Source organism: Vibrio sp. FE10 (assembly GCF_030297155.1).
Classification (GTDB): Bacteria; Pseudomonadota; Gammaproteobacteria; order Enterobacterales; family Vibrionaceae; genus Vibrio; species Vibrio apostichopi.
The window spans coordinates 2,335,594-2,358,334 of the sequence record NZ_AP028067.1 but is presented as its reverse complement, the minus strand read 5'-3'; the positions used below and the strand labels follow the sequence as shown (position 1 = coordinate 2,358,334).

General features: G+C 44.6%; 19 protein-coding genes. 18 read left to right on the top strand and 1 reads right to left on the bottom strand.

The genetic code is table 11. The features are described 5' to 3' along the window. The first annotated feature begins 51 nt into the window (after positions 1 to 51). The 9 genes from QUF19_RS10475 to QUF19_RS10435 all read left to right on the top strand — a co-directional run bounded on the left by QUF19_RS10475 (position 52) and on the right by QUF19_RS10435 (position 9,431). Positions 52 to 228, top strand: a complete 177-nt coding sequence (locus tag QUF19_RS10475; protein ID WP_017106656.1) for a hypothetical protein — start codon at positions 52 to 54, stop codon at positions 226 to 228. A gap of 209 nt (positions 229 to 437) precedes the next feature. After that, positions 438 to 1,073 carry a GTP cyclohydrolase II gene (locus QUF19_RS10470; protein ID WP_017110963.1) on the top strand — a complete coding sequence of 212 codons (636 nt, stop codon included), beginning with the start codon at positions 438 to 440 and terminating at the stop codon, positions 1,071 to 1,073. Positions 1,074 to 1,250: 177 nt separating this feature from the next. Further along, positions 1,251 to 2,510, top strand: a complete 1,260-nt coding sequence (locus QUF19_RS10465; RefSeq protein ID WP_102434846.1) for an imelysin family protein — start codon at positions 1,251 to 1,253, stop codon at positions 2,508 to 2,510. Between the two features lie 112 nt (positions 2,511 to 2,622). Then, a complete protein-coding gene (locus QUF19_RS10460) occupies positions 2,623 to 4,011 on the top strand; it encodes a di-heme oxidoreductase family protein (RefSeq protein WP_286292906.1) in 1,389 nt (462 codons plus the stop codon). A gap of 159 nt (positions 4,012 to 4,170) precedes the next feature. Beyond that, positions 4,171 to 5,232 carry an imelysin family protein gene (locus tag QUF19_RS10455; protein WP_286292902.1) on the top strand — a complete coding sequence of 354 codons (1,062 nt, stop codon included), beginning with the start codon at positions 4,171 to 4,173 and terminating at the stop codon, positions 5,230 to 5,232. Next, complete coding sequence (locus QUF19_RS10450; RefSeq protein ID WP_286292900.1) at positions 5,222 to 6,310, top strand: DUF1513 domain-containing protein; 1,089 nt, start codon at positions 5,222 to 5,224, stop codon at positions 6,308 to 6,310. The genes QUF19_RS10455 and QUF19_RS10450 overlap by 11 nt, the downstream gene beginning before the upstream one ends. Positions 6,311 to 6,391: 81 nt before the next feature. Then, on the top strand, positions 6,392 to 7,930 hold the full coding sequence (locus QUF19_RS10445) for a L,D-transpeptidase family protein (protein ID WP_286292898.1): 1,539 nt from the start codon (positions 6,392 to 6,394) through the stop codon (positions 7,928 to 7,930). A 199-nt stretch (positions 7,931 to 8,129) separates the two neighbouring features. Further along, positions 8,130 to 8,678 (top strand): peptidoglycan L,D-endopeptidase MepK, encoded by a 549-nt coding sequence (mepK, locus tag QUF19_RS10440; protein ID WP_004733385.1) that lies wholly within the window; start codon positions 8,130 to 8,132, stop codon positions 8,676 to 8,678. A gap of 99 nt (positions 8,679 to 8,777) precedes the next feature. Further along, a complete protein-coding gene (locus QUF19_RS10435) occupies positions 8,778 to 9,431 on the top strand; it encodes an MBL fold metallo-hydrolase (protein ID WP_004733386.1) in 654 nt (217 codons plus the stop codon). A 122-nt stretch (positions 9,432 to 9,553) separates the two neighbouring features. Here QUF19_RS10435 and QUF19_RS10430 read toward each other — a convergent pair whose 3' ends face one another. After that, the gene (locus QUF19_RS10430; RefSeq protein ID WP_286292882.1) at positions 9,554 to 10,354 is read right to left on the bottom strand and encodes a DUF2982 domain-containing protein; all 801 of its coding nucleotides are present in this window, start codon (positions 10,352 to 10,354) and stop codon (positions 9,554 to 9,556) included. Positions 10,355 to 10,574: 220 nt separating this feature from the next. Here QUF19_RS10430 and QUF19_RS10425 point away from each other — a divergent pair, with 220 nt between their 5' ends. The 9 genes from QUF19_RS10425 (at position 10,575) to QUF19_RS10385 (ending at position 22,665) form a co-directional block, all read left to right on the top strand. Continuing rightward, positions 10,575 to 10,967 carry a hypothetical protein gene (locus QUF19_RS10425; protein WP_004733388.1) on the top strand — a complete coding sequence of 131 codons (393 nt, stop codon included), beginning with the start codon at positions 10,575 to 10,577 and terminating at the stop codon, positions 10,965 to 10,967. A gap of 568 nt (positions 10,968 to 11,535) precedes the next feature. Continuing rightward, positions 11,536 to 12,630 carry a TRAP transporter substrate-binding protein gene (locus tag QUF19_RS10420; RefSeq protein WP_017060957.1) on the top strand — a complete coding sequence of 365 codons (1,095 nt, stop codon included), beginning with the start codon at positions 11,536 to 11,538 and terminating at the stop codon, positions 12,628 to 12,630. Between the two features lie 265 nt (positions 12,631 to 12,895). Next, positions 12,896 to 13,453, top strand: a complete 558-nt coding sequence (locus tag QUF19_RS10415; protein WP_076669855.1) for a TRAP transporter small permease subunit — start codon at positions 12,896 to 12,898, stop codon at positions 13,451 to 13,453. A 9-nt stretch (positions 13,454 to 13,462) separates the two neighbouring features. Next, a complete protein-coding gene (locus QUF19_RS10410) occupies positions 13,463 to 14,746 on the top strand; it encodes a TRAP transporter large permease (RefSeq protein WP_017078694.1) in 1,284 nt (427 codons plus the stop codon). 104 nt (positions 14,747 to 14,850) lie between these two features. Next, positions 14,851 to 16,206 carry a cache domain-containing protein gene (locus QUF19_RS10405; RefSeq protein WP_286292832.1) on the top strand — a complete coding sequence of 452 codons (1,356 nt, stop codon included), beginning with the start codon at positions 14,851 to 14,853 and terminating at the stop codon, positions 16,204 to 16,206. Further along, positions 16,199 to 16,837 (top strand): response regulator transcription factor, encoded by a 639-nt coding sequence (locus tag QUF19_RS10400; protein ID WP_102434857.1) that lies wholly within the window; start codon positions 16,199 to 16,201, stop codon positions 16,835 to 16,837. Before QUF19_RS10405 ends, QUF19_RS10400 begins: the two co-directional genes overlap by 8 nt. A 169-nt stretch (positions 16,838 to 17,006) precedes the next feature. Continuing rightward, the gene (locus QUF19_RS10395) at positions 17,007 to 18,605 is read left to right on the top strand and encodes a BCCT family transporter (RefSeq protein ID WP_286292829.1); all 1,599 of its coding nucleotides are present in this window, start codon (positions 17,007 to 17,009) and stop codon (positions 18,603 to 18,605) included. Between the two features lie 270 nt (positions 18,606 to 18,875). Continuing rightward, positions 18,876 to 20,447 carry a BCCT family transporter gene (locus QUF19_RS10390; RefSeq protein WP_192888920.1) on the top strand — a complete coding sequence of 524 codons (1,572 nt, stop codon included), beginning with the start codon at positions 18,876 to 18,878 and terminating at the stop codon, positions 20,445 to 20,447. 334 nt (positions 20,448 to 20,781) lie between these two features. Continuing rightward, positions 20,782 to 22,665 carry a methyl-accepting chemotaxis protein gene (locus tag QUF19_RS10385; protein WP_102434860.1) on the top strand — a complete coding sequence of 628 codons (1,884 nt, stop codon included), beginning with the start codon at positions 20,782 to 20,784 and terminating at the stop codon, positions 22,663 to 22,665. Positions 22,666 to 22,741 lie beyond the last annotated feature (76 nt).

Below are 22,741 nucleotides of genomic sequence, written 5' to 3'. Positions count from 1 at the left end.
GTAACATTAAGGGATTATAAAGGCTGAGCACTGTTATATAAGGATGTATTTGTGGATAACCTAATCTCAAATTTGAAAAAAGAATTCCATACCCATGTCCAATCCGACAAGTGGGGAGAAAAATACAGTGCTAAGTCGAGTATTTCTACGCTTACGCAAGAAGAACTGACCGAGCTGGAGAATGCTTGGGTTCAACTGGTCATTTGGAAGCAAACTCAAGTAAGTTGATCGTTCTGTAAAAAGTAGAGCCTCAGTCGCAACTGATTAATTTATAACCCCATGTTGGTATCACCAATGTGGGGTTTTTTCTTGTTCGATGATTAATTGTTATAATGTAACACTTTGTGCGTAGTCGACCTTGAAAAAAATTGTTAACAGCCCCATAGTGTCTATCATTAGATAGTTGGCTACAAAAACTTGTTTAGACAAATAATGTAGTGTTGTTAAATACATCGAATTTTCAAGTGAGTATAAATATGGCGGAAGTACGTGCCAGAATAGATTTCAAAGTAGGGGTAACGAGCAGTATTGATGCTGAACTTCTGTCTTTTCATGGATTGAAAACAGATAAAGAGCATGTTGCTGTGATATTTAAATCAGCCGATAAGACACAAGACATACCTCTTGTTCGTATGCACTCTGAATGTCTTACTGGTGATGTTTTTCATTCATCTCGCTGTGATTGTGGCGAGCAGCTAGACGAAACCATTCAAATCATGGGTGAAACTGGCGGTGTGATTCTTTATCTACGCCAAGAAGGTCGTGGTATCGGCTTATATAACAAGATTGATGCGTACCGCCTTCAAAGCGAAGGGATGAACACTTACGAAGCGAATAACCACTTGGGTTTTGGCGACGACTTACGTGATTTCACCGAAGCGGCAGAAATGCTGCGTGCTTTGGGTACCACAAAAATCCGCTTGGTGACCAACAACCCTAAGAAAATCAACGAACTTAAAGAGTTTGGTATTGAGATTGCAGAAGTGGTCAACACTTCGGCCCACATTAAATCGGGTAACGAAAGCTACTTGAAGGCCAAAGTCTCACACGGTAAGCATAATCTGGACATCTGATTAGCCTCCACTGTTGCGCTTAACACAAAAATGTTTAAAGACCTCACAAATGTGAGGTTTTTTTGTATTTATCTTGCAATAAAATTGTAAGTTTGTATTATTCCAATCCGTAGTGCAAATGATAATGGTTTGCACTATTACTACGAATAATAATTTAAAGCTCAACAAGGATGCTTCATGACCATTAAATCTTTAGTGACCAAAGCCGTAACTTCGTCACTCATTTTTGCCTCTGCTTCTTCTTTCGCAGCAGTAACTCAAGATCAAGTTGTAGAACATTACGCAGATATTGCTCATGCAGTGTTTGCAGATTCAGTAATTACAGCAAAAGCGTTGAACTCTTCTATTGATACCTTCTTAGCTTCTCCTTCTGCTGGCAACTTCGAACAAGTAAAACAAGCTTGGCTTGAGTCTCGCGTACCTTACCAACAGTCTGAAGTATTCCGCTTTGGTAATGTTGTTGTTGATGATTGGGAAGGTCAATTAAACGCATGGCCACTAGATGAAGGCCTAATCGATTACGTTTCTTCTGATTACCAATATGAGCTTGGTAACGAAGGCGCAAGCGCAAACATCGTTGCGAACAAAACGTTCCAAATTGGTCAAACTACAGTAGACGCAACCAACATTACTCCTGAGCTAATCGCAGATCTTAACGAGATCGGCGGTTCTGAAGCAAACGTAGCATCTGGTTACCATGCTATTGAATTCCTACTTTGGGGCCAAGATTTAAACGGCACAAACAGCGGTGCAGGTGAGCGTGCTTACACTGATTTCGTTGTTGGCGCTGAGTGTACTAACGGCAACTGTGACCGTCGTGGCGCATACCTAAAAGCATCAGCTGAACTACTTATCCAAGACCTAGAGTGGATGGAAAAGCAGTGGGCTGAAGGCGAAAAAGGCAACTACCGTCAAGAGCTTCTTTCTGAATCTAGCGACAACGGCCTACGTAAAATGTTGTTCGGCATGGGTTCACTGTCTCTAGGTGAATTGGCGGGTGAGCGTATGAAAGTGGCTTTAGAAGCTAACTCTACTGAAGATGAGCACGACTGTTTCTCTGATAACACGCACAACTCTCACTACTACAACGAGCAAGGTATCTACAACGTATACACTGGCTTGTACAAGCGTGAAGATGGTTCTCTACTTTCAGGCCCTAGCCTGTTTGACCTAGTTGAGCAAAAAGACGAGCAAGCTGCGAAAGAGATTCAAAAGCAGTTTGACCTAGCACGTGCACAAGTTGGTCAGCTTGTTGTTTCTGCGGAGAAAAACAACCAGCACTTCGATCAGCTAATTGCTGCTGACAACGCTGCGGGTAATGCACTAGTAAACAAAACAATTGTTGCGCTAGTGTCTCAAACAGCTGCAATCGAGCGTGCTGCAGGTGTTATTGGCATTGATAGCCTAAACCCAGACACGGCCGATCACGAGTTCTAAGAACCCGAGTCCAAAACTATTGTAAGGGCTCTCATTGAGCCCTTAATTGTTTGCTACTCAAGAAAGTTACTCCCAAATAAAAACTAAAATCAAAAACACAGCAAGGCAATGTATGAAGTCGTATCTCTCAGCCTCACTATTAACCGCACTGTTTTTCTTATCTCCATTACACGCTCATGAAACCTACTCTGGTGGCAAAACTACCGTGAAGAAAGAGGGAGCGAATGCTTTTTCTCTTCCTGCTGCCAATTTGCCAATGAGCAAACGCTTGGATTTCAGCGTAGGTAACAGCTTCTTTAGAAACCCTTGGGTTCCTGCACCATCATCAACCGATGCACGTGATGGATTGGGCCCATTGTTCAACACCAACGGTTGTCAAAACTGTCACATCAAAGATGGTCGTGGCCACGCGCCAGAAAAAGGCGATGAGAACGCGGTATCCATGCTGGTTCGCTTGAGTATTCCTGCTGAAACACCAGAGCAGAGACAAGCTTTTATTCGCGATGGTGGCATTCCAGAACCGACTTACGGCGGACAGCTACAAGATTTCGCGCTTCAAGGTGTTAAACCAGAGGGTAAAGTGAATATCAGTTACACCGATGTTCCTGTTGAATTCAAAGACGGCACTGTCGTTACTCTGCGTAAACCCACTTTAAAGATTACCGATCTTGCTTTTGGCGAGATGCACCCTAAAACTGAATTTTCTGCGCGTGTTGCGCCGCCAATGATTGGCCTTGGCTTGCTTGAGAGCATTTCAAAAGAAACGATTCTTGGATTTGCTGAGCAGCAGTTAGCTGACAAGCAAGGTGTATCAGGCAAAGCCAACTACGTTCTTGATGTTCAAACTAATGACATGACGTTAGGCCGTTTCGGTTGGAAAGCCGGTCAGCCAAATTTAATGCAGCAAAATGCCGCGGCGTTTAACGGTGACTTAGGTCTAACGAGTCGTTTATTCCCGAATGAAAACTGCACATCAGCGCAATCAACCTGTGATGATTTTCCGAATGGTGGCGAGCCAGAAGTCAGCGACAACATCTTAGATTTCGTTGAGTTCTATTCGCAGCATTTAGCGGTACCTATTCGTCGTAACGTCGACAATCCAGTCGTTGTTCAGGGTAAAAAGCTGTTTAAAGACGCGGGTTGTCAAAGTTGTCACCAAGCTGAATTCCGCACGGCTGAGCGTGAAGGCTTACCTGCATTGTCTAATCAGTTAATTAGCCCATATACCGACATGTTGCTACACGACATGGGTGAAGGTTTAGCGGATAACCGTCCTGAGTATCTTGCCAATGGTCAAGAGTGGCGCACCACGCCATTGTGGGGATTAGGCTATACCAAAGAAGTGAATGGTCACACCTTCTTGCTTCATGATGGCCGTGCAAGAAACGTTATGGAAGCGGTGCTTTGGCACGGTGGTGAAGCTGAAATGGCGAAACAAAAAGTTCTGTCTTTGAATGCGACCGAGCGCGAAGCATTACTGGCATTTTTAAACTCACTATAGGCAGTCTGAAGCTCAGCGCCTCGACGACTGAGTTGGCACGGATAAAAAGTTAACTTAAAGCCCACAACCGCTGAACTTGTAGGAATACGAGGTCAGCGGTCGTTTCATATTTAATGAACTCATATAATTAAAAGAAAAACTAGGAAGTAAGGTAACAGCATGACACATAAATTTTTGTTAATGCCTTTGTCGGTATTAATCATGGCAGGCTGCCAATCATCGGGTGAGCAACCCGCTTCATCTGAGGTTAACGGTGTGTCTTATCAAGCAGACACGACCGATCACATCAGTCGTAGTGTTTATCAACAAGAGTTTGATTCAGCCGTCTTATTTGCCAAGCAAGCCAATGAGCTAGAAGTCCTGATGCAGGGTTACTGCCAAACCAACGATGTTGAGTTAGATGCGTTGAAAAATCAGTGGCAGCTCACCATGAACAGTTGGATGGCACTGCAAGGCCAAGAAAGAGGCCCAACAGCAGCGCTTGAAGAGAGCTGGAATGTTCAATTCTGGCCAGACAAAAAGAACACCACCGGCCTAAAAATGCGCCAACTGACTCAGCAAGATAAAGTTTGGTCTCAAGACGAAATTGCTCAGCAGAGTGTGACAGTACAAGGACTTGGCGCATTGGAGTGGTCGCTTTATGACGAGCAATCGCCACTGCTGCAAGACAAAGCACTAGGTTGCCAGTCGTCGCAAGCGATTACTGAAAACTTAGCGATTAAGTCATCTTTGATTGCACAGGCATGGCAGGTTAACCCTTGGTTAGCGCTAGACGAGACGCGTTGGGAGTCTGAATACATCGCTTTATTGACCAACCAACTTGATTACAGCATGAAAAAGCTGAGCCGTCCGATGGCGAAAATCGGTCATCCACGTCCTTACTTCTCTGAATCATGGCGTGCACAAACCTCGATGACTCAACTAAAAGCGAATGTAGCAGCACTTCAAAAGCTTTACCTGGCTGATGGCAATGGTCTAGACGGCTTATTAAGAGAGAAGGGCTTAAACGACCTTGCTGATCGCGTTGCTGACCAGTTCACATTGACGCTAGATACTTGGCCTACAGACTCAAGCTTGTTTGAGTTATTGCAGAGCAAAGAGGGCTACCGAGATGTGCTGACTCAATACAATAAACTAGAACGTTTGAAGTACCTGATTCATGAAGAAGTGGCGATAGAGCTTGGCGTGGTAATAGGATTTAATGCTACCGATGGTGACTGATACTACGCGAAGAACGCTACTCAAGGCTGCACTGGGTTGTGCAGCTGTTCCGATGCTTCCATTTGGCTGTGTGAGTCGAAAGGATGGGGCGAGTTCGTCGAACGATCCCCAGTTGATTGGTTGTGCGCTTAATGGTCGTGGCCAATATTCAGCGGTTGTGGCTGACGAATATGGTATGCCATTGAATCAGCTACCGATCCCCGACCGTGGCCATGGCGTCGCGATTTGCCCAACCTCATCGCATGCGGTGGTATTTGCTCGTCGTCCTGGTGACTATTTTATGGTGTTTGACTATAAAAGCGGTGACCAAATCAAGTTAGTTGTGAAAGGGAATAATCGTCACTTCTACGGTCATGGTGTTTACTCATTAGATGGCAAGTTACTGTACGCCACTGAAGGGAAAACGGACAGCAGCCAAGGTGTGATTGGCGTTTACGATGTCGCACAAGGCTATCGCAAGGTCGAGGAGTTCACTGGCTTTGGTATTGGCCCTCATGAAGTGATCATCATGCCGGATGGAAATCTCGCGATTGGCGTAGGGGGCGTTCATACTGATGGCAGAACCCCGAAAAACTTGGATTCAATGCAACCGAGCTTAAGTTATGTTTCACCTGAAGGTACGCTGCTTGATCAGGTTGAACTGCTAGACAAGAAGCTAAGCATTCGACACTTAGCCCATGATGGTGCTGAAACGGTACTTTGTGGTCAGCAATATCGTGGTGAGCCTGACGAGTATCCTTCGCTATTGGCGATGCATACTAAAGGCGGGCAGTTTGAATCACTGAACGCGGAACCAGAGCAATGGGCAAGGTTCAATCACTATATCGCCAGTATTGCGGCATCAGACGATTGGATTATTGCGACCTCGCCAAGAGGCAACTGCTACGGTATTTGGTCTAAAGAGACGAAAGAGTTAGTTGAACTCTCTGCGTTATCTGATGCTTCTGGTGCAGTGTTGCTTGATGGTGAGTTTCGACTTAGCTCTGGAGCGGGCAGTGTGGTGAGCCAACGCAAGCCTTATGAGAAATCCAGTCAGCAATCATCGGTCCAGTGGGATAATCACTGGAGTGCAATCTAGTTCATAAAACTCCTTAAAAAATAACATGCTTACTCCTATTTCTTTGCCATACTTATGGGATGATTGGTGATGGGGTTAAGCATGTTAGCGAAATACTTCTGTGGATTATTGGTGTTAGTGTCTGTGCATGCATGGAGCTATACGAGTTCTGACGAGAGCCGATTTATTCCGGCTGATTCAGAACTCTCATTTATGCTGATTTATCCAGAGCTCACCCAAAGTATTTATCAAGACTCTTCTCTGCCTATTCTGTGGGATTCCCCTGAACTTGTTAAAGCGTTTGAATTCCAATTGTCGCTTCTCGAACAAGCGCAAATGGCGCCACTCTTCGAACGACAACTCAAGCAAATCCGTTACTATCAATCCAATGCCCAGTGGCAAGAGTTGGACATCTTATTAACCGATACTTTTATCTACTACCTTAGCTACGTTGAAAATGCGCCACTTGCCGGTAAAGAGTGGTATTTCTCAGGCAAGTTGCATTCCAAATTACCCGCGCCTTCTCCGCATATTCTAATGAGATTAAAAAGCAGCGTCGCCAATGATTACTTATTGGAGATAGTGCTGTCTTACGCGCCGCCTGTTGGGGATTTTGACCAATTTAAAGCAACCTATTCGGTGTTAGAAACCGCCTCTGAACTCAATATCGAACGCTATAGACAGAAAGGTTTGAAGCGATTAGGTGATCAGCTTTCAGACAAAGCCATTCTTGTTGAGCGTATTGCTTTAGTCGGCGTTGATACCTCGATGATCGCCGTCGATTTTCCCGAGTTCGATCGAGATCTGCAAGCGGCGATTAAATCATTTCAGCGCATGCACGGTCTTACAGACGATGGGATCGTTGGGCCAGACACGATCAAATGGATCAACATGAGCTTTGATGATCGATTGACGTCATTGGCTTTGAATGCGGAACGCGTGCGTTTGTGGCCACGAGACAGAGATTCTCTCATCGTCGTTAACGTACCTAGCTTTGATATGAAGTATTGGGAAGATGGTGAAGAAGTGTTTGAGTCCAAAGTTGTCGTGGGCAGAAAGTCGCGAAAAACACCGCTTTTAGAGATAAACCTAGATTCGGTCATCCTAAACCCGACTTGGAACGTGCCGTGGAAAATCATGGTCAAAGACATCCTGCCTAAGGTAAAAGCAGACGAAAGCTACCTAGAAACACACAACTTCCAAGTGATTGACGGTTGGCGCACTATGGAGACGGTTGACACCACAGAGATCGATTGGCAGACCATTAACTTCAATTCTTTCCCATATCGAATGCGTCAGCAAGCAGGCTCGCGTAATGCATTAGGTTTGTACAAGTTCAATACTCCGAACAAGCGAGCGATCTATCTGCACGATACGCCAAGTAAAGGCCTGTTTAATGACGACTTCCGCGCTTATAGCTCCGGTTGCATACGTGTCGAACATGCAGAGGAATTAGCTGAGTTGTTGTTTGCCACCAAGGTAAGGAAAGCACCGAACCAGAATAATGACCTTGCTCCTAATACTAAGGTTCGCCTCAAGAAGCGAATCCCCGTGCATATCATCTATCAAACCGTGCTGTTTGAAGAAGGGGGCATTCAGTATCGTGGTGACATCTACCAATATGATAAAGAGGGTGGTTAATTATCAGTGAAGCCAATAAGGGTGATCTTGACCAAAAAATGACAACGAAGCTTCTATTGATAAAATTATAATGTGGATCAATAACTAACCGTGCAAAGGTTACAAATACTAACCTTTTGGCCGGTTTTTGTACGTTGACGCAGCAATTTCCATTATGTATCGTGCATTTTTCGTTCGATCTAATTGGTTTTTTTGCTGTATGTCTCAAAGTTTATTTTCACGCCGTCAGTTTCTGACTTACGCTGGTGGTACCGCTGTTGTCGCCTCAATTACTCCTTCTATCGCTTTTGCTTCATACCCTGATCAACCAAGAACGATTAGCATGAACAATCTTCACACTGGTGAACGATTAGAGACCTGTTATTTCGATGGCACTAACTATGTTGGTGATGAAATGGCTCGTTTAAGCAAATTGTGTCGTGATTTCCGCCGCAATGAAATTCATCCTATGGACAAGAACCTGTTTGATCAGATCACACAGATTCAAAATGTTCTGGGTATTCAAAAAGAAGTTCAAATCATCTCTGGTTACCGTTCTCCAGCGACCAATGAAGCATTGCGCTCTAAGTCGAGTGGCGTAGCTAAGAAGAGCTACCACATGTTGGGTAAAGCGATCGATTTCCGTATTGATGGCGTTAACCTAAAAGAATTAAGAGACGTAGCCAAAAGCCTGAACGCGGGTGGTGTCGGTTATTATGCGCGTAGCAACTTTATCCATATTGATACTGGTCCTGTACGCAGTTGGTAGCGTTAAACTGAATTTACGAGCGAATGCTAGGTACTTGTCAAAGTAGACATCCAATGTCATAGTTTGCCCAAATTTCAGTTTGCCCTCTAAGGTTTGTATATGTCTCTTAAGTATCAAGTTGTCCCTGTTACCTCTTTCTCTCAAAACTGCTCAATTGTGTGGTGTGATGAGACAATGGAAGGCATCGTTGTCGATCCGGGCGGTGATGTTCAGCAACTGGCTGCTATCATCGAAGAGTTAGGTGTTAAAGTGGTGAACTTGGTATTGACTCACGGTCACCTAGATCATGTGGGCGGAACAGTACCACTTGCTGAGATCTTGAACGTGAACATTGTTGGCCCACATAAGGCAGACAACTTTTGGCTTCAAGGTTTAGAGAATCAAAGCCAGATGTTTGGTTTCCCACTGTGCAAAGCTTTCGAACCAAACACATGGTTAGAAGAGGGCGACAAAGTTACTTTTGGTAACCAAGTGATTGATGTGATTCATACTCCGGGCCACACACCAGGTCACGTCGTGCTATTCAGCGAGCAAGCGCGTATGGCGTTTGTTGGCGACGTTTTATTTAACGGTGCTATTGGTCGTACGGATTTCCCACAAGGCGACTTCAACACACTGATTGCTTCAATCAAGACTAAGCTTTGGCCGCTAGGCAGTGACGTGACATTCGTACCGGGTCATGGTCCTGAGTCTACATTTGGCCGTGAGCGCGCATCAAACCCATTCGTAGCGGATGAAATGCCTCTTTATTAATTAAGTCTCTGATTTAATATAAGAACGATTGAAAATGAAGCTTAGCTTTTCTTATGAAAGTTAAGCTTTTTTATGGTTCATCGTGGATTAGCGTGCGAGTTTATTTCTAAACTTGTCTGTTTTTAATCAGAAAAGCGCTCGGCAGCCGCCAAGTAGCGTCGAGCTAGTCCAATAAACTCCTCTCCACTGATATTCAGATCATGGGTTGATATGAAAATATCGTAGCCGTGAAACCCTCTTTGATATTTCATCCTGTTCGCAAGCATCGCCTGTAATCCTGAATAGTCTTTAATCAACGCGTTTTGAGTGTTTGATTCATTAGTTGAATCAAGGGCAGTCTGTGGCTGGTAATTACTGACGTTATCGTCGTCGATATTCTCTGAGTCTTTATATTGGCTCAATTCAACACAGCCGTTTTCGGTACAACGCGTGTGGTAGTGCGATGAGTCTAAAACCATGTCTTCAAAGTTCGACTCTTTACCCGCTTGTTTCGCTCCCAAGTACAAAAGCGCACGTTGGCTCAGCAATAATTCGCAGGTTATTTTTGGGCAAATAGAGTCGAGGTAGGGCGAGTAATCTTTCATTTTAATGCCCACCCAAGGGAGAGGTTGATGCCACCCTTCTTGTTCGTAGGTACACATGCCAATCTTCTCAATATTGCTCCACTTTAAAACCCATCCACCTTTATAAAAATGCTGTTGAAAGTGAGTGGGGGTGAGCGTGAACATCACTCTGCTACGAAGCATCAAATAATAGCCCGTACCCAAAAGGGCGCTAATGCAAAATGCACCCACGATCAGTAATTTTGAGTTATCAATGTATAACGCCATGATTAGGCAAGCGAATCCTAAAGTGATGGCGATAATTCGATATGATTGCGTAAATGCAGGCAAAGAGAAATTTGTAAGGTGACGAGTGTCCATAGGCAACACCAAGTTTTCATATTTTTGTCTGGATGGATAACCAGTGTATATGACCCTAAATTGATAAGTCTATGTTTAAATAATAGACGGTAGTAGACAATATCGGTATTTTTCGTCGACTTTCGACGCTTCACTCTACAAATAGCTCCCGTTTTTTGGTATAAATCGCGCTTCAAATTTTCACCACTGCGAAAAGAGCAGTGAACTGGAGAAATATTCAATGAGACTTGCTCATAAGCGTAAGGTGCAGGCTAAACTGCAGAAACGCACTAAAGCGGCTGTAGTTAAAGCAGTGGCAACGCCGAAAAAAGCGAAGCCTGTCGCAGAGAAAGTTGTAGCAGAAAAAACTGTAGCAGCAAAACCAGCGGTAGAGAAAGCAGTAGCAGCAACGAAAGAAGTTGCAGTAGCACTGACTCCTAAGCAACAACAAGTTCTAGACATCGTTGTTAGCAATGCTGAAGGCATTAACCCTAAAGGTATCGGCCTAGCAGCTGGTCAAGAAGACGCGAAAGCAGCTTCATGGGCAACAGGCGCATTGAAAAAACTTCTTGAAGAAAACCTAGTAGCGAAAGAGCAACTTGCAGGTAACAAGGTTATCTACAAAGCTATCTAATCCTTCGGGATTACATTCGCTTCGTTAAAGTTTTTAAGCCTCGATTATCGAGGCTTTTTTGTATCTGACGGATAATCCCAATCCCATATTCAAACCTAACATTCACGCTTAGCCCCAGAAGCTTTATTTCCAATCGGCTGACCCCTTCAGTTTTTCATCTGTGTTTCGCGTGTCCCATGTTTCGAATCAGTAAGCACCAAAATAGGGCGTCTAATTCTCTGAAACCTTGATTCTTATGGATTAAGTGTGCTCGTGTGCATATCTGATGTGTGGTGGAAATAGGGCTTTATCACGAAATGGCAATCAATTGTTAACGGTATTTAATTATTAATACTTAGGTATTTATCAATAAGTATTTCTCCGGTGAATAAGGTGAGTCCTTTAAAATCGACATTACTCAATGATCTCCTACGTAGTTCTACGTAATCCTTTGGTCTAATACGCAGTTTGTGTGGGTCCGTCGTGCGTGCTCTCCCTGATATCTAGTTGCCTCATCAAGGTGCACTCTTATGTTGAATCATAAAAAATACTCAAAGAAAGAGTGTTAACCCAACAAAAGGACGTGAACATGAGTCTCATTTCTAACTCCCTCACACGAGTTTTTAAAAACGTTGCGGTAACTGCAGCGGCTTGTTTAGCTTTGGTCGCTACTGGTGCAACTGCTGCTGATAAGGTTTATCGCTTGAAGCTTGCTGAAACATGGGGACCAAACTTCCCTGTATTCGGTGACGCGACGAAGAACATGGCTGCGATGGCTGAGAAAATGTCGAATGGTCGACTGCAAATCAGAATCGATTCAGCGAACAAACACAAAGCACCGCTTGGCGTTTTTGACATGGTCAAGTCTGGTCAATACGACATGGGTCACTCAGGCTCTTACTACTGGAAAGGTAAAGTTCCAAACACTCTTTACTTCACTTCTATGCCTTTCGGTATGACGCCTGCAGAACAATACGCGTGGTTCTATCACGGTGGTGGTATGGAGTTGATGGAGCAGGTTTACTCTCCACATAACTTGATGTCGTTCCCTGGTGGTAACACGGATATCCAGATGGGCGGTTGGTTTCAAAAAGAGATCAACAGCGTGGAAGACCTACAAGGTCTGAAAATGCGAATCCCAGGCTTTGCGGGTGAGATTCTGGCGGAGCTAGGCGCTAAACCTACCAATATTGCCCCAGGTGAGCTTTACACGTCTTTAGAGCGTCGCACGATCGATGCACTAGAGTGGGTTGGTCCATCACTTGATTTACGAATGGGCTTCCACAAGATCGCGCCTTACTACTACACAGGTTGGCATGAGCCAGGTTCAGAGCTTCAATTCCTAGTGAACAAACGTACTTGGAACAAGCTACCTGAAGACCTACAAGAAATCTTGCGTGTTGCAATGCGTACCGCGGCTTACGACATGTACACACAAGCAACACATGAAAGTGGCAAAAACTGGGTTTCAATGAAAACAGAATACCCAGATGTACAAGTGAAAGATTTCCCGCCAGAGGTTATGTCTGCACTGAAAGAAGCGAACGATCGCCTACTTGCTGCACATGCTGAGAAAGATGAGCTAGCAAAAGAGATTCAAGCTTCACAAGCAAGCTACCTAGAGCAAGTACGTTCATGGACGGATATTTCACATAGAGCTTATTTAAATAGCCAAGCGAAATAGTCGACAGCGGTTGACCTAAAAGTTAAATGAACCCAAAGCAGATGCACTGTGATGTCACTTGTGCCTAAGGGCTTAAGTCTCTAAGTATCTAAGCAGATAAGCAGATAAGCAGATAAGCAGATAAGCGGCGGGTTCATTTTAACCATAATAATTAAGCAGGATAAATCCTGTAATACGCTCAAGAACCCTTTCTACGTCGTGCATCTTGTTAGCGCTACTCGTTGTAGTTGCACTAACTCTAATACGCGATGTCTTTTCAAATTCCATGGAGTCGGGAATGCGAAGTCTAATTTATATTGAACGCCTATTTAATCGTATCGGTGATGCACTGGGATGGCTTTCCAGTATGTTGTTTATCCTTCTTGTTGCTAACGTTGTGTATGACGTTGTGATGCGATACGCCTTTAACGACGTGTCTATCGCCTTTCAAGAGATGGAATGGCACCTTTTCTCAGCCGTATTCTTGCTAGGTGTTCCTTACGCCATCAAAGCGGGTGGCCACGTGCGAGTTGATGTTTTCTACGAACAACTCAGCTTCAAGGCACAAGCGATTATTGACCTAATCGGCACCGTTGTCTTCCTGCTTCCTTTCTGTTTGCTGGTTGCTTGGTTTGGAATCGATGTTGCGAAAGAAAGTTATAACCTCGGTGAAACGTCGGGCGATCCCGGAGGCCTTCCTTACCGATGGATCATTAAAGCGATGATTCCACTTTCATTTTTCTTAATGGCACTCAGCGGAGTCGGTTTGATCCTGCATTCGCTCAACAAGATTTTTAATCCGCACCTTATCCATGCAAATAATACTCATACAAAGAATAAGTAGAGGCTGAACATGATTGGAATAGTAATGTTTTTCGTAGCCTTGTTTGCACTTTTACTTGGCTTCCCGGTTGCGTTCACCTTTGGTGGTATTGCGTTAATCTTTGGTGTTTGGGCTGAAGGCATCGAAATGTTCGCCTTCATGCCATATCGAATTCAATCGATCATGGAAAATACGGTGCTGATGGCCGTTCCATTGTTCGTTTTCATGGGGCTTGTTCTACAAAAGACCAAGCTTGCTGAGCAGTTGCTTGAGTCAATGGGGCGACTGTTTGGTGGTGTTCGAGGTGGTATTGCTATCTCGACCGTGCTGGTGGGCTCACTACTTGCCGCATCAACGGGTGTAGTTGGTGCTTCAGTAGTGGCAATGGGGCTTATCTCTCTGCCTGTTATGCTCAAGTACAACTACGACAAAGGCTTAGCCTGCGGCACCATCTGTGCTTCTGGTACCTTAGGGCAAATCATTCCGCCCTCCATCGTCTTGATTTTATTAGGTGATGTATTGGGTGTACCGGTTGGGGACTTGTTCCAAGCGGCAATTTGGCCGGGCGTGATGCTAGTGGGTGCTTACATTGTCTATATCTTGATATACGCGAAGCTCAACCCTGAATCGGCTCAACCGATTGAACGTGATGACTCTATTAGCCGTAAGCAAGAAGTGTTTAATGCGCTTAAAGCGATTCTTCCACCATTAGCACTGATCATTGTTGTTCTGGGCTCTATCTTTGCGGGTGTCGCTACGCCAACTGAGTCGGCAGCGTTAGGTGGTGCTGGTGCATTGGTTCTTGCACTGTTATACGGTCAGTTTAGTTGGTCGATGGTGTTTGCTGCGTCGAAAGAGACAGTTAAAGTGACCGCGATGGTCTTTGCTATCTTGCTTGGTGCGACGGCATTCTCGATGGCGTTTACTTACACGGGTGGTGATTACCTTGTTGAAGAGTGGATGTTGCAGCTACCCGGTGAAAAGTGGGGCTTCCTGATCATCACCATGTTGGTTATTTTGATTCTGGGTTTCTTCATTGACTTCGTAGAGATCTGTTTCATCATCGTGCCGATCATTGCGCCAGTGGCTGAATTGATGGGCATCAACATGACGTGGTTCGCTATCCTTATCGCAATGAACCTACAAACCTCATTCTTAACGCCGCCATTTGGCTTCAGTTTGTTCTATTTGAAAGGGGTTGCACCGAAAGGCGTCACCACTAAGGACATCTACCGAGGCGTGATGCCATTCATTCTGATTCAAATCCTCGTACTTGGATCACTTCTCGCTTTCCCATCTTTCTATGGAATGTGAGTGAAGCCTAGAATGTGAATGATATGTTTCAACGGCTATCTATAAATTGATAAAGTAAAACGGCTTATTGATGTTCAGTAAGCCGTTTTTTGTGAGGGAAAGGAATGCCTCTAAAAGCTAAGCTGATTTTGCTGACGCTACTCCCGTTGCTGTTAGTAACGGCGAGCATAAGTTGGATCTCGTTACACCAAACCAAGACGTTGGGTGCGAAAGAGGTCGAGATCTTCAGAGACAGCTTAATCAAGTCGCGTGAAAACGCCCTCAAAGACACCGTCGACCTCGCATTCGATGCGATCGAACATATCTACAACGACCCCGACATCAAAGAAGCGCAAGCCAAAGCAGAAGTCCGAAGCATATTGTCTAAACTTAGATATGGCTCTGATGGGTACTTCTTTGCGTACGATCGCCACGGAACCAATTTGGTTCATCCAATTCAACCAGAGTTGGTTGGCCAAAACTTACTTGAACTTCAAGATGAAGACGGTGACTTTCTGATAGAAGCGCTATTAAGAGAGGCGCAAACCGGAGGAGGGTTTCACCAGTATTTGTGGCAAAAGCCGTCGACCGGAGAAGTGGTGTCTAAGCTGAGTTATGCCGCTTGGTTGGAACGTTGGGATTGGATGATTGGCACGGGTTTGTATATCGAAGACGTGCATCAAGAAGTGGCTTCGATGCAGGCTGCGATCAACAAGAATATTGAAACCACGTTCTTCTCCATTGTCGTAATTCTTAGTGTGACCGTGGCGGTTATTATCGTGCTGACCTTAGCCATTAATATGCATGAACACCGTATCGCGGATAACAACTTAAAAGAGCTCGCCCATAAAACGGTGATGTTCCAAGAAGACGAGAAGAAGCATTTAGCGCGAGAGCTGCATGACGGTATTAATCAATTATTAGTATCAAGTCGTTGCCACTTAGAACTGCTTGGTAATAAATTACAAAATGAAGACCTCAAAGCGCATTTGAATAAGTCGCAGCATTCACTGATGCGAGCGATTGAAGAGGTGAGGCACATCTCCCATCAACTTCGTCCAAGCTCACTGGATGATATTGGCTTAGAAGCGGCGCTGTCTTCATTGCTGTTAGATTTTCAGGCGCACTCGGGCATTGAAGTGGAGACTTTGTTCACCACTCAACCCGGCAAGTTGAAATCAGAAGCGGCGACGACCTTATATCGAGTAGTACAAGAATCTTTGAACAACATAGAAAAGCACGCACAAGCGACTAAAGTGACGGTTATCGCGCAGCAAATCGGCAATGTGTTGCAACTGCTGATCCAAGACAACGGTGTCGGTTTCAACACTTATAAAGCGATGGAAAAACGAGGGATCGGTCTGCGCAATATGAGAGAGCGGGTGGAATTCATCGGTGGTGATTTTGAACTGATGAGTGAGATTGGCCTCGGAACGGAAATTACAGTGTTACTGACACTAGAGGGATTAATGAATGAGTGAAGTTATTCGAGTTGTGATCGCTGACGATCACCAAGTGGTACTGGATGGCTTTATGGCGAGATTGGAACTCGAGCCAGATATTTGCGTGATAGGCACCGCCAGTAATGGTTTAGAAGCGGTAGAGGTTGTTAAGTCTTTAAGGCCCGATGTGGTGTTGATGGATATTAGCATGCCTATCATGAACGGCATTGATGCAACCCACCTGATTAAAGAAGAAGACCCTGATGCCAAGGTGTTGATGCTGACCATGCATAACAACCGTGAATACATTATGAAGGTGATGCAGTCGGGCGCAGTTGGCTATATGTTGAAAGAGATTTCCGCTGAAAAAATGGTGCAGGCGATCAAAACGGTCAATCAAGGCTCGACCTATTTCTGTGAAAAAGTTACACAGAATTTGTTTACTCAGCCGATTACTCCCACGCAATCCGTCAAGAATCCATTGAGCAGACGTGAAGAAGCGGTGTTGAAATTGGTGGCAAAAGGGGAGAGCAGTAAAGAGATCGCGAAGGGTTTAAATATCAGTTACCGAACGGTAGAAACACACAGACAAAACATTAAGCATAAGCTTGATATTCACTCAACTGCAGAATTAGCTAAGTATGCTGTCAATTTGGGGCTTGTGGACTGATCTTACGCTAAATTACATGAAAAGTGTAATTGAATTACTAACTTTGCCATTTACGCCTACTTTTTGGAGGTTTTTTTAGTATTTTTGCGACAGATTGATATTCTTCTTTTCGAAATTTAAGCGCCGAATGCAATGTTGCAAACTGTGCGCTACAAATTAGAGAGGAAGCATGGAGCCTGTAAAAGATAGGTATAGTATTGAAAATACCGATTATACAGTAGGACAAGATAACGTTCAGAAATGGGGTTTTGACGTTCATAACCCAGTATTTGGAATCAGTGCAGGAGCGATCATCGTCTTCCTGATTGCACTTTTGGTTGCTGATCCTGAAACCGCAAAATCAGCACTTGATGGAATTAAATGGAAAGTCATCGGTAACTTCGATGGTTTCTTCATGTGGGCAGCTAACATCTTTGTTATTTTCTGTTTTGCCCTCATTGTCTCCCCGTATGGCAAGATACGTATTGGTGGCAATGATGCCAAAGCAGAACACTCTAACCTATCTTGGATGTCGATGTTATTCGCCGCAGGAATGGGTATTGGTTTGATGTTCTGGGGTGTTGCTGAGCCAGTAGCTTACTTCACTGGTTGGTATGAAACGCCACTTGGTGTTGAAGCTTATTCTCCTGAAGCCGCTAAGTTGGCGCTTGGTGCGACTATCTATAACTGGGGTTTACACGGTTGGTCTATTTACGCCGTTGTTGCTCTATCTCTTGCTTTTTTTACATTCAATAAAGGTCTACCACTTTCTATTCGTTCTATTTTCTACCCAATTTTAGGGGACAGAACTTGGGGTTGGTTTGGACATATCGTTGATATCGTCGCGGTATTAGCAACGCTATTTGGCCTTGCAACATCGCTTGGCCTAGGCGCACAGCAAGCCACCAGTGGTATTAACCATGTGTTTGGTACCGACGGTGGTATTGGCATGCAGCTGATTGTTATCGCAGTGGTGACTTTCTTAGCAACCATGTCAGTGGTTCGCGGCATTAACGGCGGCGTAAAGGTTCTAAGTAACGTCAACATGTTGGTTGCTTTGGGCTTGCTTATCTTCGTAACCATCGCTGGTGGCATGGCGGGTATTAAAGCCATTCCAACGGCATTGATGGGTTATATCGAAAACTTCATTCCTTTAAGTAATCCTCATGGTCGTGAGGATGAAACTTGGATGCAAGGTTGGACGGTATTCTACTGGGCGTGGTGGATGTCTTGGTCACCATTCGTAGGCATGTTCATCGCTCGTATTTCTAAAGGTCGTACCATTCGCGAATTCATCGTGGCGGTATTGTTTATCCCAACGTCAGTAATCATTATCTGGATGGCTATTTTCGGTGGCATTGCGATTGACCAAGTGGCAAACAAGGTCGGTGAGATAGGTGTGAATGGTCTGCAAGATATTACACTGTCTCTGTTCCACACTTACGATGCGCTTCCAATGAGTTCAGTGCTTTCTGTTGTATCGATTGGCTTGATCATGGTGTTCTTCATCACCTCTTCAGATTCAGGCTCATTGGTTATCGATAGTATTACCTCTGGCGGTAAAGTAGATGCACCTGTGCCACAACGTGTATTTTGGGCGTTGATGGGCGGTGCGATTGCCGCAGTTTTACTTTGGGTTGGCGGTACTGAATCAATCCAAGCATTGCAAGCCGGAACAGTATCTATGGCGTTACCATTTGCATTCATATTATTGCTTATGTGCCTAAGCTTATTGTTAGGTTTACGAACAGAAAATCAATTGGTTAAGCATCAAAATGCTTTGAGCTAAAAGTATTTTCCAAATAAAGGTCGACAGAGTCGGCCTTTTTTTCGTCAGTAATTTGAGTAATTACGTGAATTTTGTTTGAAAACTCATCGAACCGATTCTGGTTTACTGAAAACAATAAGTTAACCTGCTAAACTTCAGACATCCAAGTATTTGAATTATGTGACAACAGCTTGTACTACTTGGATCGTATGTTCGAGTTTGTGATTAAGTCGCAGGTAAGTAAGGGATACGAGGTCAACAGACCGTATTAGTATTCCGTAGAGAGGGATAATGACTAAAGGTATAGATAAATACAGTATCGACAGTACGGATTACACTGTCGGTCAAGATAACGTCCAAAAATGGGGTTTTGATGTTCATAACCCTGTATTTGGCATTAGCGCAGGCCTAATTACTTTGTTTTTGATCGGTGTTCTGATTACAGATACTGCATCAGCAAAAGCAGCACTTGATGGTGTTAAAGGTCAAATCATCAACTCGTTTGATTGGTTGTTCATCTGGTCTGGTAACATTTTTGTTATTTTCTGTTTAGGCCTGATTGTTTCACCATACGGCAAAATCCGCCTTGGTGGCGTTGATGCAACCGCAGATTACTCATTCATGTCTTGGCTATCGATGTTGTTCGCCGCAGGTATGGGTATCGGCCTTATGTTCTGGAGTGTGGCGGAACCCGCTGCTTACTTCACAGGTTGGTTTGAAACCCCGTTAGGCGTTGAACCAAACACACCAGAAGCTGCAAAACTGGCATTGGGTGCAACCATGTATCACTGGGGTCTACACCCTTGGGCTATTTATGGTGTTGTAGCGCTGTCACTTGCTTTCTTCTCTTACAACAAAGGTTTACCTCTTTCTATTCGTTCTATTTTCTACCCAATCTTGGGTGATAGAGCGTGGGGTTGGGCTGGTCACATTGTTGATATTCTAGCAGTTCTTGCAACTCTGTTCGGTTTGGCGACGTCGCTGGGCTTAGGTGCGCAACAAGCAGCAAGTGGTATCCAACATGTCTTCGGAATCGAGGCTGGCTTAGGGTTACAAGTTGTTGTTATTACCGTAGTCACTTTATTAGCGGTCGTATCAGTACTTCGCGGTATTGATGGCGGCGTTAAAGTTATCAGTAACATCAACATGTTGGTTGCTTTCCTACTGCTTATCTTAGTGGCTCTAATCGGCTACGCGGTGACTTTAGGTTCTATCCCAACCACCTTTATGGCATACATCGAAAACATCATTCCATTGAGTAACCCTCATGGTCGCGAAGATGAAACGTGGATGCACGGTTGGACGGTATTCTACTGGGCTTGGTGGATTTCATGGTCACCATTCGTAGGTATGTTTATCGCGCGTGTTTCTAAAGGTCGTACTGTTCGTGAGTTCATCACAGCGGTTCTGATTGTTCCAACGACTGTTACTATCATTTGGATGTCAGTATTTGGTGGTATGGCGATTGATCAAATCGTGAATAACGTGGGTATCCTTGGTCAAGATGGTTTGACTGATGTATCACTAGCGATGTTCCAAATGTTTGATGCTCTGCCGTTTGGTACGCTGCTATCAATCATTGCGGTTATCTTGGTTCTAGTATTCTTCATTACATCGTCTGACTCAGGCTCTCTAGTAATCGACAGCATCACCGCGGGTGGTAAAGTTGATACGCCAGTGCCTCAACGTGTGTTCTGGGCGTTCCTTGAAGGTGCGATTGCTGTGGCTCTATTGTGGGTTGGCGGTACAGAAGCAGTACAAGCTCTGCAAGCGGGTGCTATCTCGACAGCATTGCCGTTCACCATCATTCTATTATTGATGTGTGTGAGCTTGCTAATGGGTATGCGTACAGAAAAACGCTAACTTCTGAAGCTTAAATCGACCGCGATTTATAGGCGGTCGAATGCTAAATAATACGAAGGCAGGTGAGGAAACTCACCTGCCTTTTTTGCATCTATTTTCTATCTAGGTTTTATACCTATTTCTATACATTTTTTACCGTATTGGAGCTGACATATTTACTAATAACCATATACTTAGTAGCGCCTTGAATTTGGCGGCATGACAACTAATTGGCATAAGCTAAGGCTATGGTTTACATAAAAATATATTCCATTATTAAATCGTGAAATCGCTCGAATTTAATACTGATATTGGGTAGTATGCGCGAGATTTCCCACCACTCGTGAACTTTGACATGAAACTAACACTAAAACAGAAGTTAATAGGTGCTAGCCTATCTGCTGTTGTCGTTATGGCTACAGCGTTGACTTGGTTATCAGCAAACCAGTTATTTGAACAGACTCGTAATGGCGTATACCTACGAGCTGAAAGCGTATCAGAAGCAGCATCTGAAGGTATTAAGAACTGGATCGATATTCGTACGGATATCGCTTCAGCATTCAATGACTTTTCACGAGAGGATGATGTTGTTCCTTTCCTTAAGCAAGCTCGTGTAGCGGGTGGCTTTGACGATATCTTTTTAGGTACTCCAGAAGGCGGAATGTACCGTTCACATCCTGAACGTAATCGTGCAGATTACGATCCTCGTCAACGTCCTTGGTACCAAGAAGCAAACGCAGCAGGTAAGCAAATCATCACGACGGCTTACCAAGACGCGATCACTAAAGCACTGCTAGTAACAATTGCAGAACCTGTACGCCATAACGGCAAACTTGTTGGTGTAGTGGGTGCAGACGTACTTATTGATCAATTGGTTAACGATGTAATCAGCCTAGATGTGGGTGACAATGCAAACGCAATGCTAATTGATGCCTCTGACGGCACATTCCTAGCACACCCAGATTCAGCATTGAGCCTGAAGCCGGTAAGCCAGCTTTCAAACGACATCTCTATGCCTATCATCGAGAACGCAGTGCGTACTGGTAGCATCGAGATCATTAAAGAGCGTGGCGCTGAGAAGCTGCTTTACTTCACGAAGGTTCCTAACACTAACTGGATCTTCGCGGTTCAAATGGACCGAGCGACTGAAGAAGCGAACCACTCGACACTGCTAACTCAGCTAATCATGACCGCTGTTGTGATTACGCTTATCGTGATCGTATTGGTTTCTTGGTTAGTGAGCTTCCTATTCCGCGACCTAAACCGCGTTTCTGCTGCACTTGAAGAAATTGCTTCAGGTGAAGGTGACCTTACTCAACGTCTTGAGCCTAAGAGCGACGACGAGATTGGTCAGCTTGCTACAAACTTCAACCGTTTTGTGGGCAACATGCACACCATGGTTATCAAGCTAAGTGAAGTGTCTGCTGCATTGGGCAACCAAGCGCGCCAAACGGCTTCTCAAGCTGAAGAACGTAGCGCTCGCATCCAGATGCAACAAGACGAAATCAACATGGTCGCAACAGCCGTTAACGAAATGGCTGCAGCAACACAAGAAATCGCAGGTAACGCTGACCACACAGCTCAGAACTCATCTGAAGCCGTTGGCGCGTGTGAGCACGGTACTGGTCAAGTTACACAGACTCAAAGCTCTATCCAAAACCTAGCTCAAGAAGTTCAAATCGCAACGAACGTGATTCTAGAACTAGAAGAGCACGGCAACAGCATCAACGCTATCTTGTCGAACATTCAAGGTATCGCTGAACAAACTAACCTACTTGCACTTAACGCCGCTATCGAAGCAGCACGTGCGGGTGAGCAAGGTCGTGGTTTCGCGGTTGTTGCTGATGAAGTTCGTGTTCTGAGCCAACGTACACACGGTTCAACGCAAGAGATTCAACAGACGATCGAATTGCTGCAAGGTACGACAGGCAAAGCGGTTAACATCATGAATGATAGCCGTACGCTTGCTGAAACCAGTGTTGATGACGCAAACTCAGCAGCTGCGAGCCTAACGCAAATTCATGCTGCCGTTGAACGCATTAGCGACATGGCAACACAGATTGCTTCTGCTGCAGAAGAGCAAGCGTCTGTAACGTCTGAGATTACTCGTAACACTGAAGGAATCCGTGACGTATCTAACGAGCTAGCTGACGAAGCACACCAAGCTGCAGAGCAAGCTGCTCAACTGTCTGAACTGTCTCACGAGCTAGAAAGCGAAATCAGCCGCTTCAAGCTGTAAGCGCTAACAGGTAATTTAAAAGCCGAATGTGATTATCACATTCGGCTTTTTTGTGCCTGCTCGTTAGAGCCTTAAA

Bases quoted from the DNA above. Each gene is read 5' to 3' on its own strand.
- QUF19_RS10465 (WP_102434846.1), top strand. From the start codon at position 1,251: ATGACCATTAAATCTTTAGTGACCAAAGCCGTAACTTCGTCACTCATT.
- QUF19_RS10460 (WP_286292906.1), top strand. From the start codon at position 2,623: ATGAAGTCGTATCTCTCAGCCTCACTATTAACCGCACTGTTTTTCTTA.
- QUF19_RS10455 (WP_286292902.1), top strand. From the start codon at position 4,171: ATGACACATAAATTTTTGTTAATGCCTTTGTCGGTATTAATCATGGCA.
- QUF19_RS10450 (WP_286292900.1), top strand. From the start codon at position 5,222: ATGGTGACTGATACTACGCGAAGAACGCTACTCAAGGCTGCACTGGGT.
- QUF19_RS10445 (WP_286292898.1), top strand. From the start codon at position 6,392: ATGTTAGCGAAATACTTCTGTGGATTATTGGTGTTAGTGTCTGTGCAT.
- mepK (WP_004733385.1), top strand. From the start codon at position 8,130: ATGTCTCAAAGTTTATTTTCACGCCGTCAGTTTCTGACTTACGCTGGT.
- QUF19_RS10435 (WP_004733386.1), top strand. From the start codon at position 8,778: ATGTCTCTTAAGTATCAAGTTGTCCCTGTTACCTCTTTCTCTCAAAAC.
- QUF19_RS10430 (WP_286292882.1), bottom strand. From the start codon at position 10,354: ATGGACACTCGTCACCTTACAAATTTCTCTTTGCCTGCATTTACGCAA.
- QUF19_RS10425 (WP_004733388.1), top strand. From the start codon at position 10,575: ATGAGACTTGCTCATAAGCGTAAGGTGCAGGCTAAACTGCAGAAACGC.
- QUF19_RS10420 (WP_017060957.1), top strand. From the start codon at position 11,536: ATGAGTCTCATTTCTAACTCCCTCACACGAGTTTTTAAAAACGTTGCG.
- QUF19_RS10415 (WP_076669855.1), top strand. From the start codon at position 12,896: ATGGAGTCGGGAATGCGAAGTCTAATTTATATTGAACGCCTATTTAAT.
- QUF19_RS10410 (WP_017078694.1), top strand. From the start codon at position 13,463: ATGATTGGAATAGTAATGTTTTTCGTAGCCTTGTTTGCACTTTTACTT.
- QUF19_RS10405 (WP_286292832.1), top strand. From the start codon at position 14,851: ATGCCTCTAAAAGCTAAGCTGATTTTGCTGACGCTACTCCCGTTGCTG.
- QUF19_RS10400 (WP_102434857.1), top strand. From the start codon at position 16,199: ATGAGTGAAGTTATTCGAGTTGTGATCGCTGACGATCACCAAGTGGTA.
- QUF19_RS10395 (WP_286292829.1), top strand. From the start codon at position 17,007: ATGGAGCCTGTAAAAGATAGGTATAGTATTGAAAATACCGATTATACA.
- QUF19_RS10390 (WP_192888920.1), top strand. From the start codon at position 18,876: ATGACTAAAGGTATAGATAAATACAGTATCGACAGTACGGATTACACT.
- QUF19_RS10385 (WP_102434860.1), top strand. From the start codon at position 20,782: ATGAAACTAACACTAAAACAGAAGTTAATAGGTGCTAGCCTATCTGCT.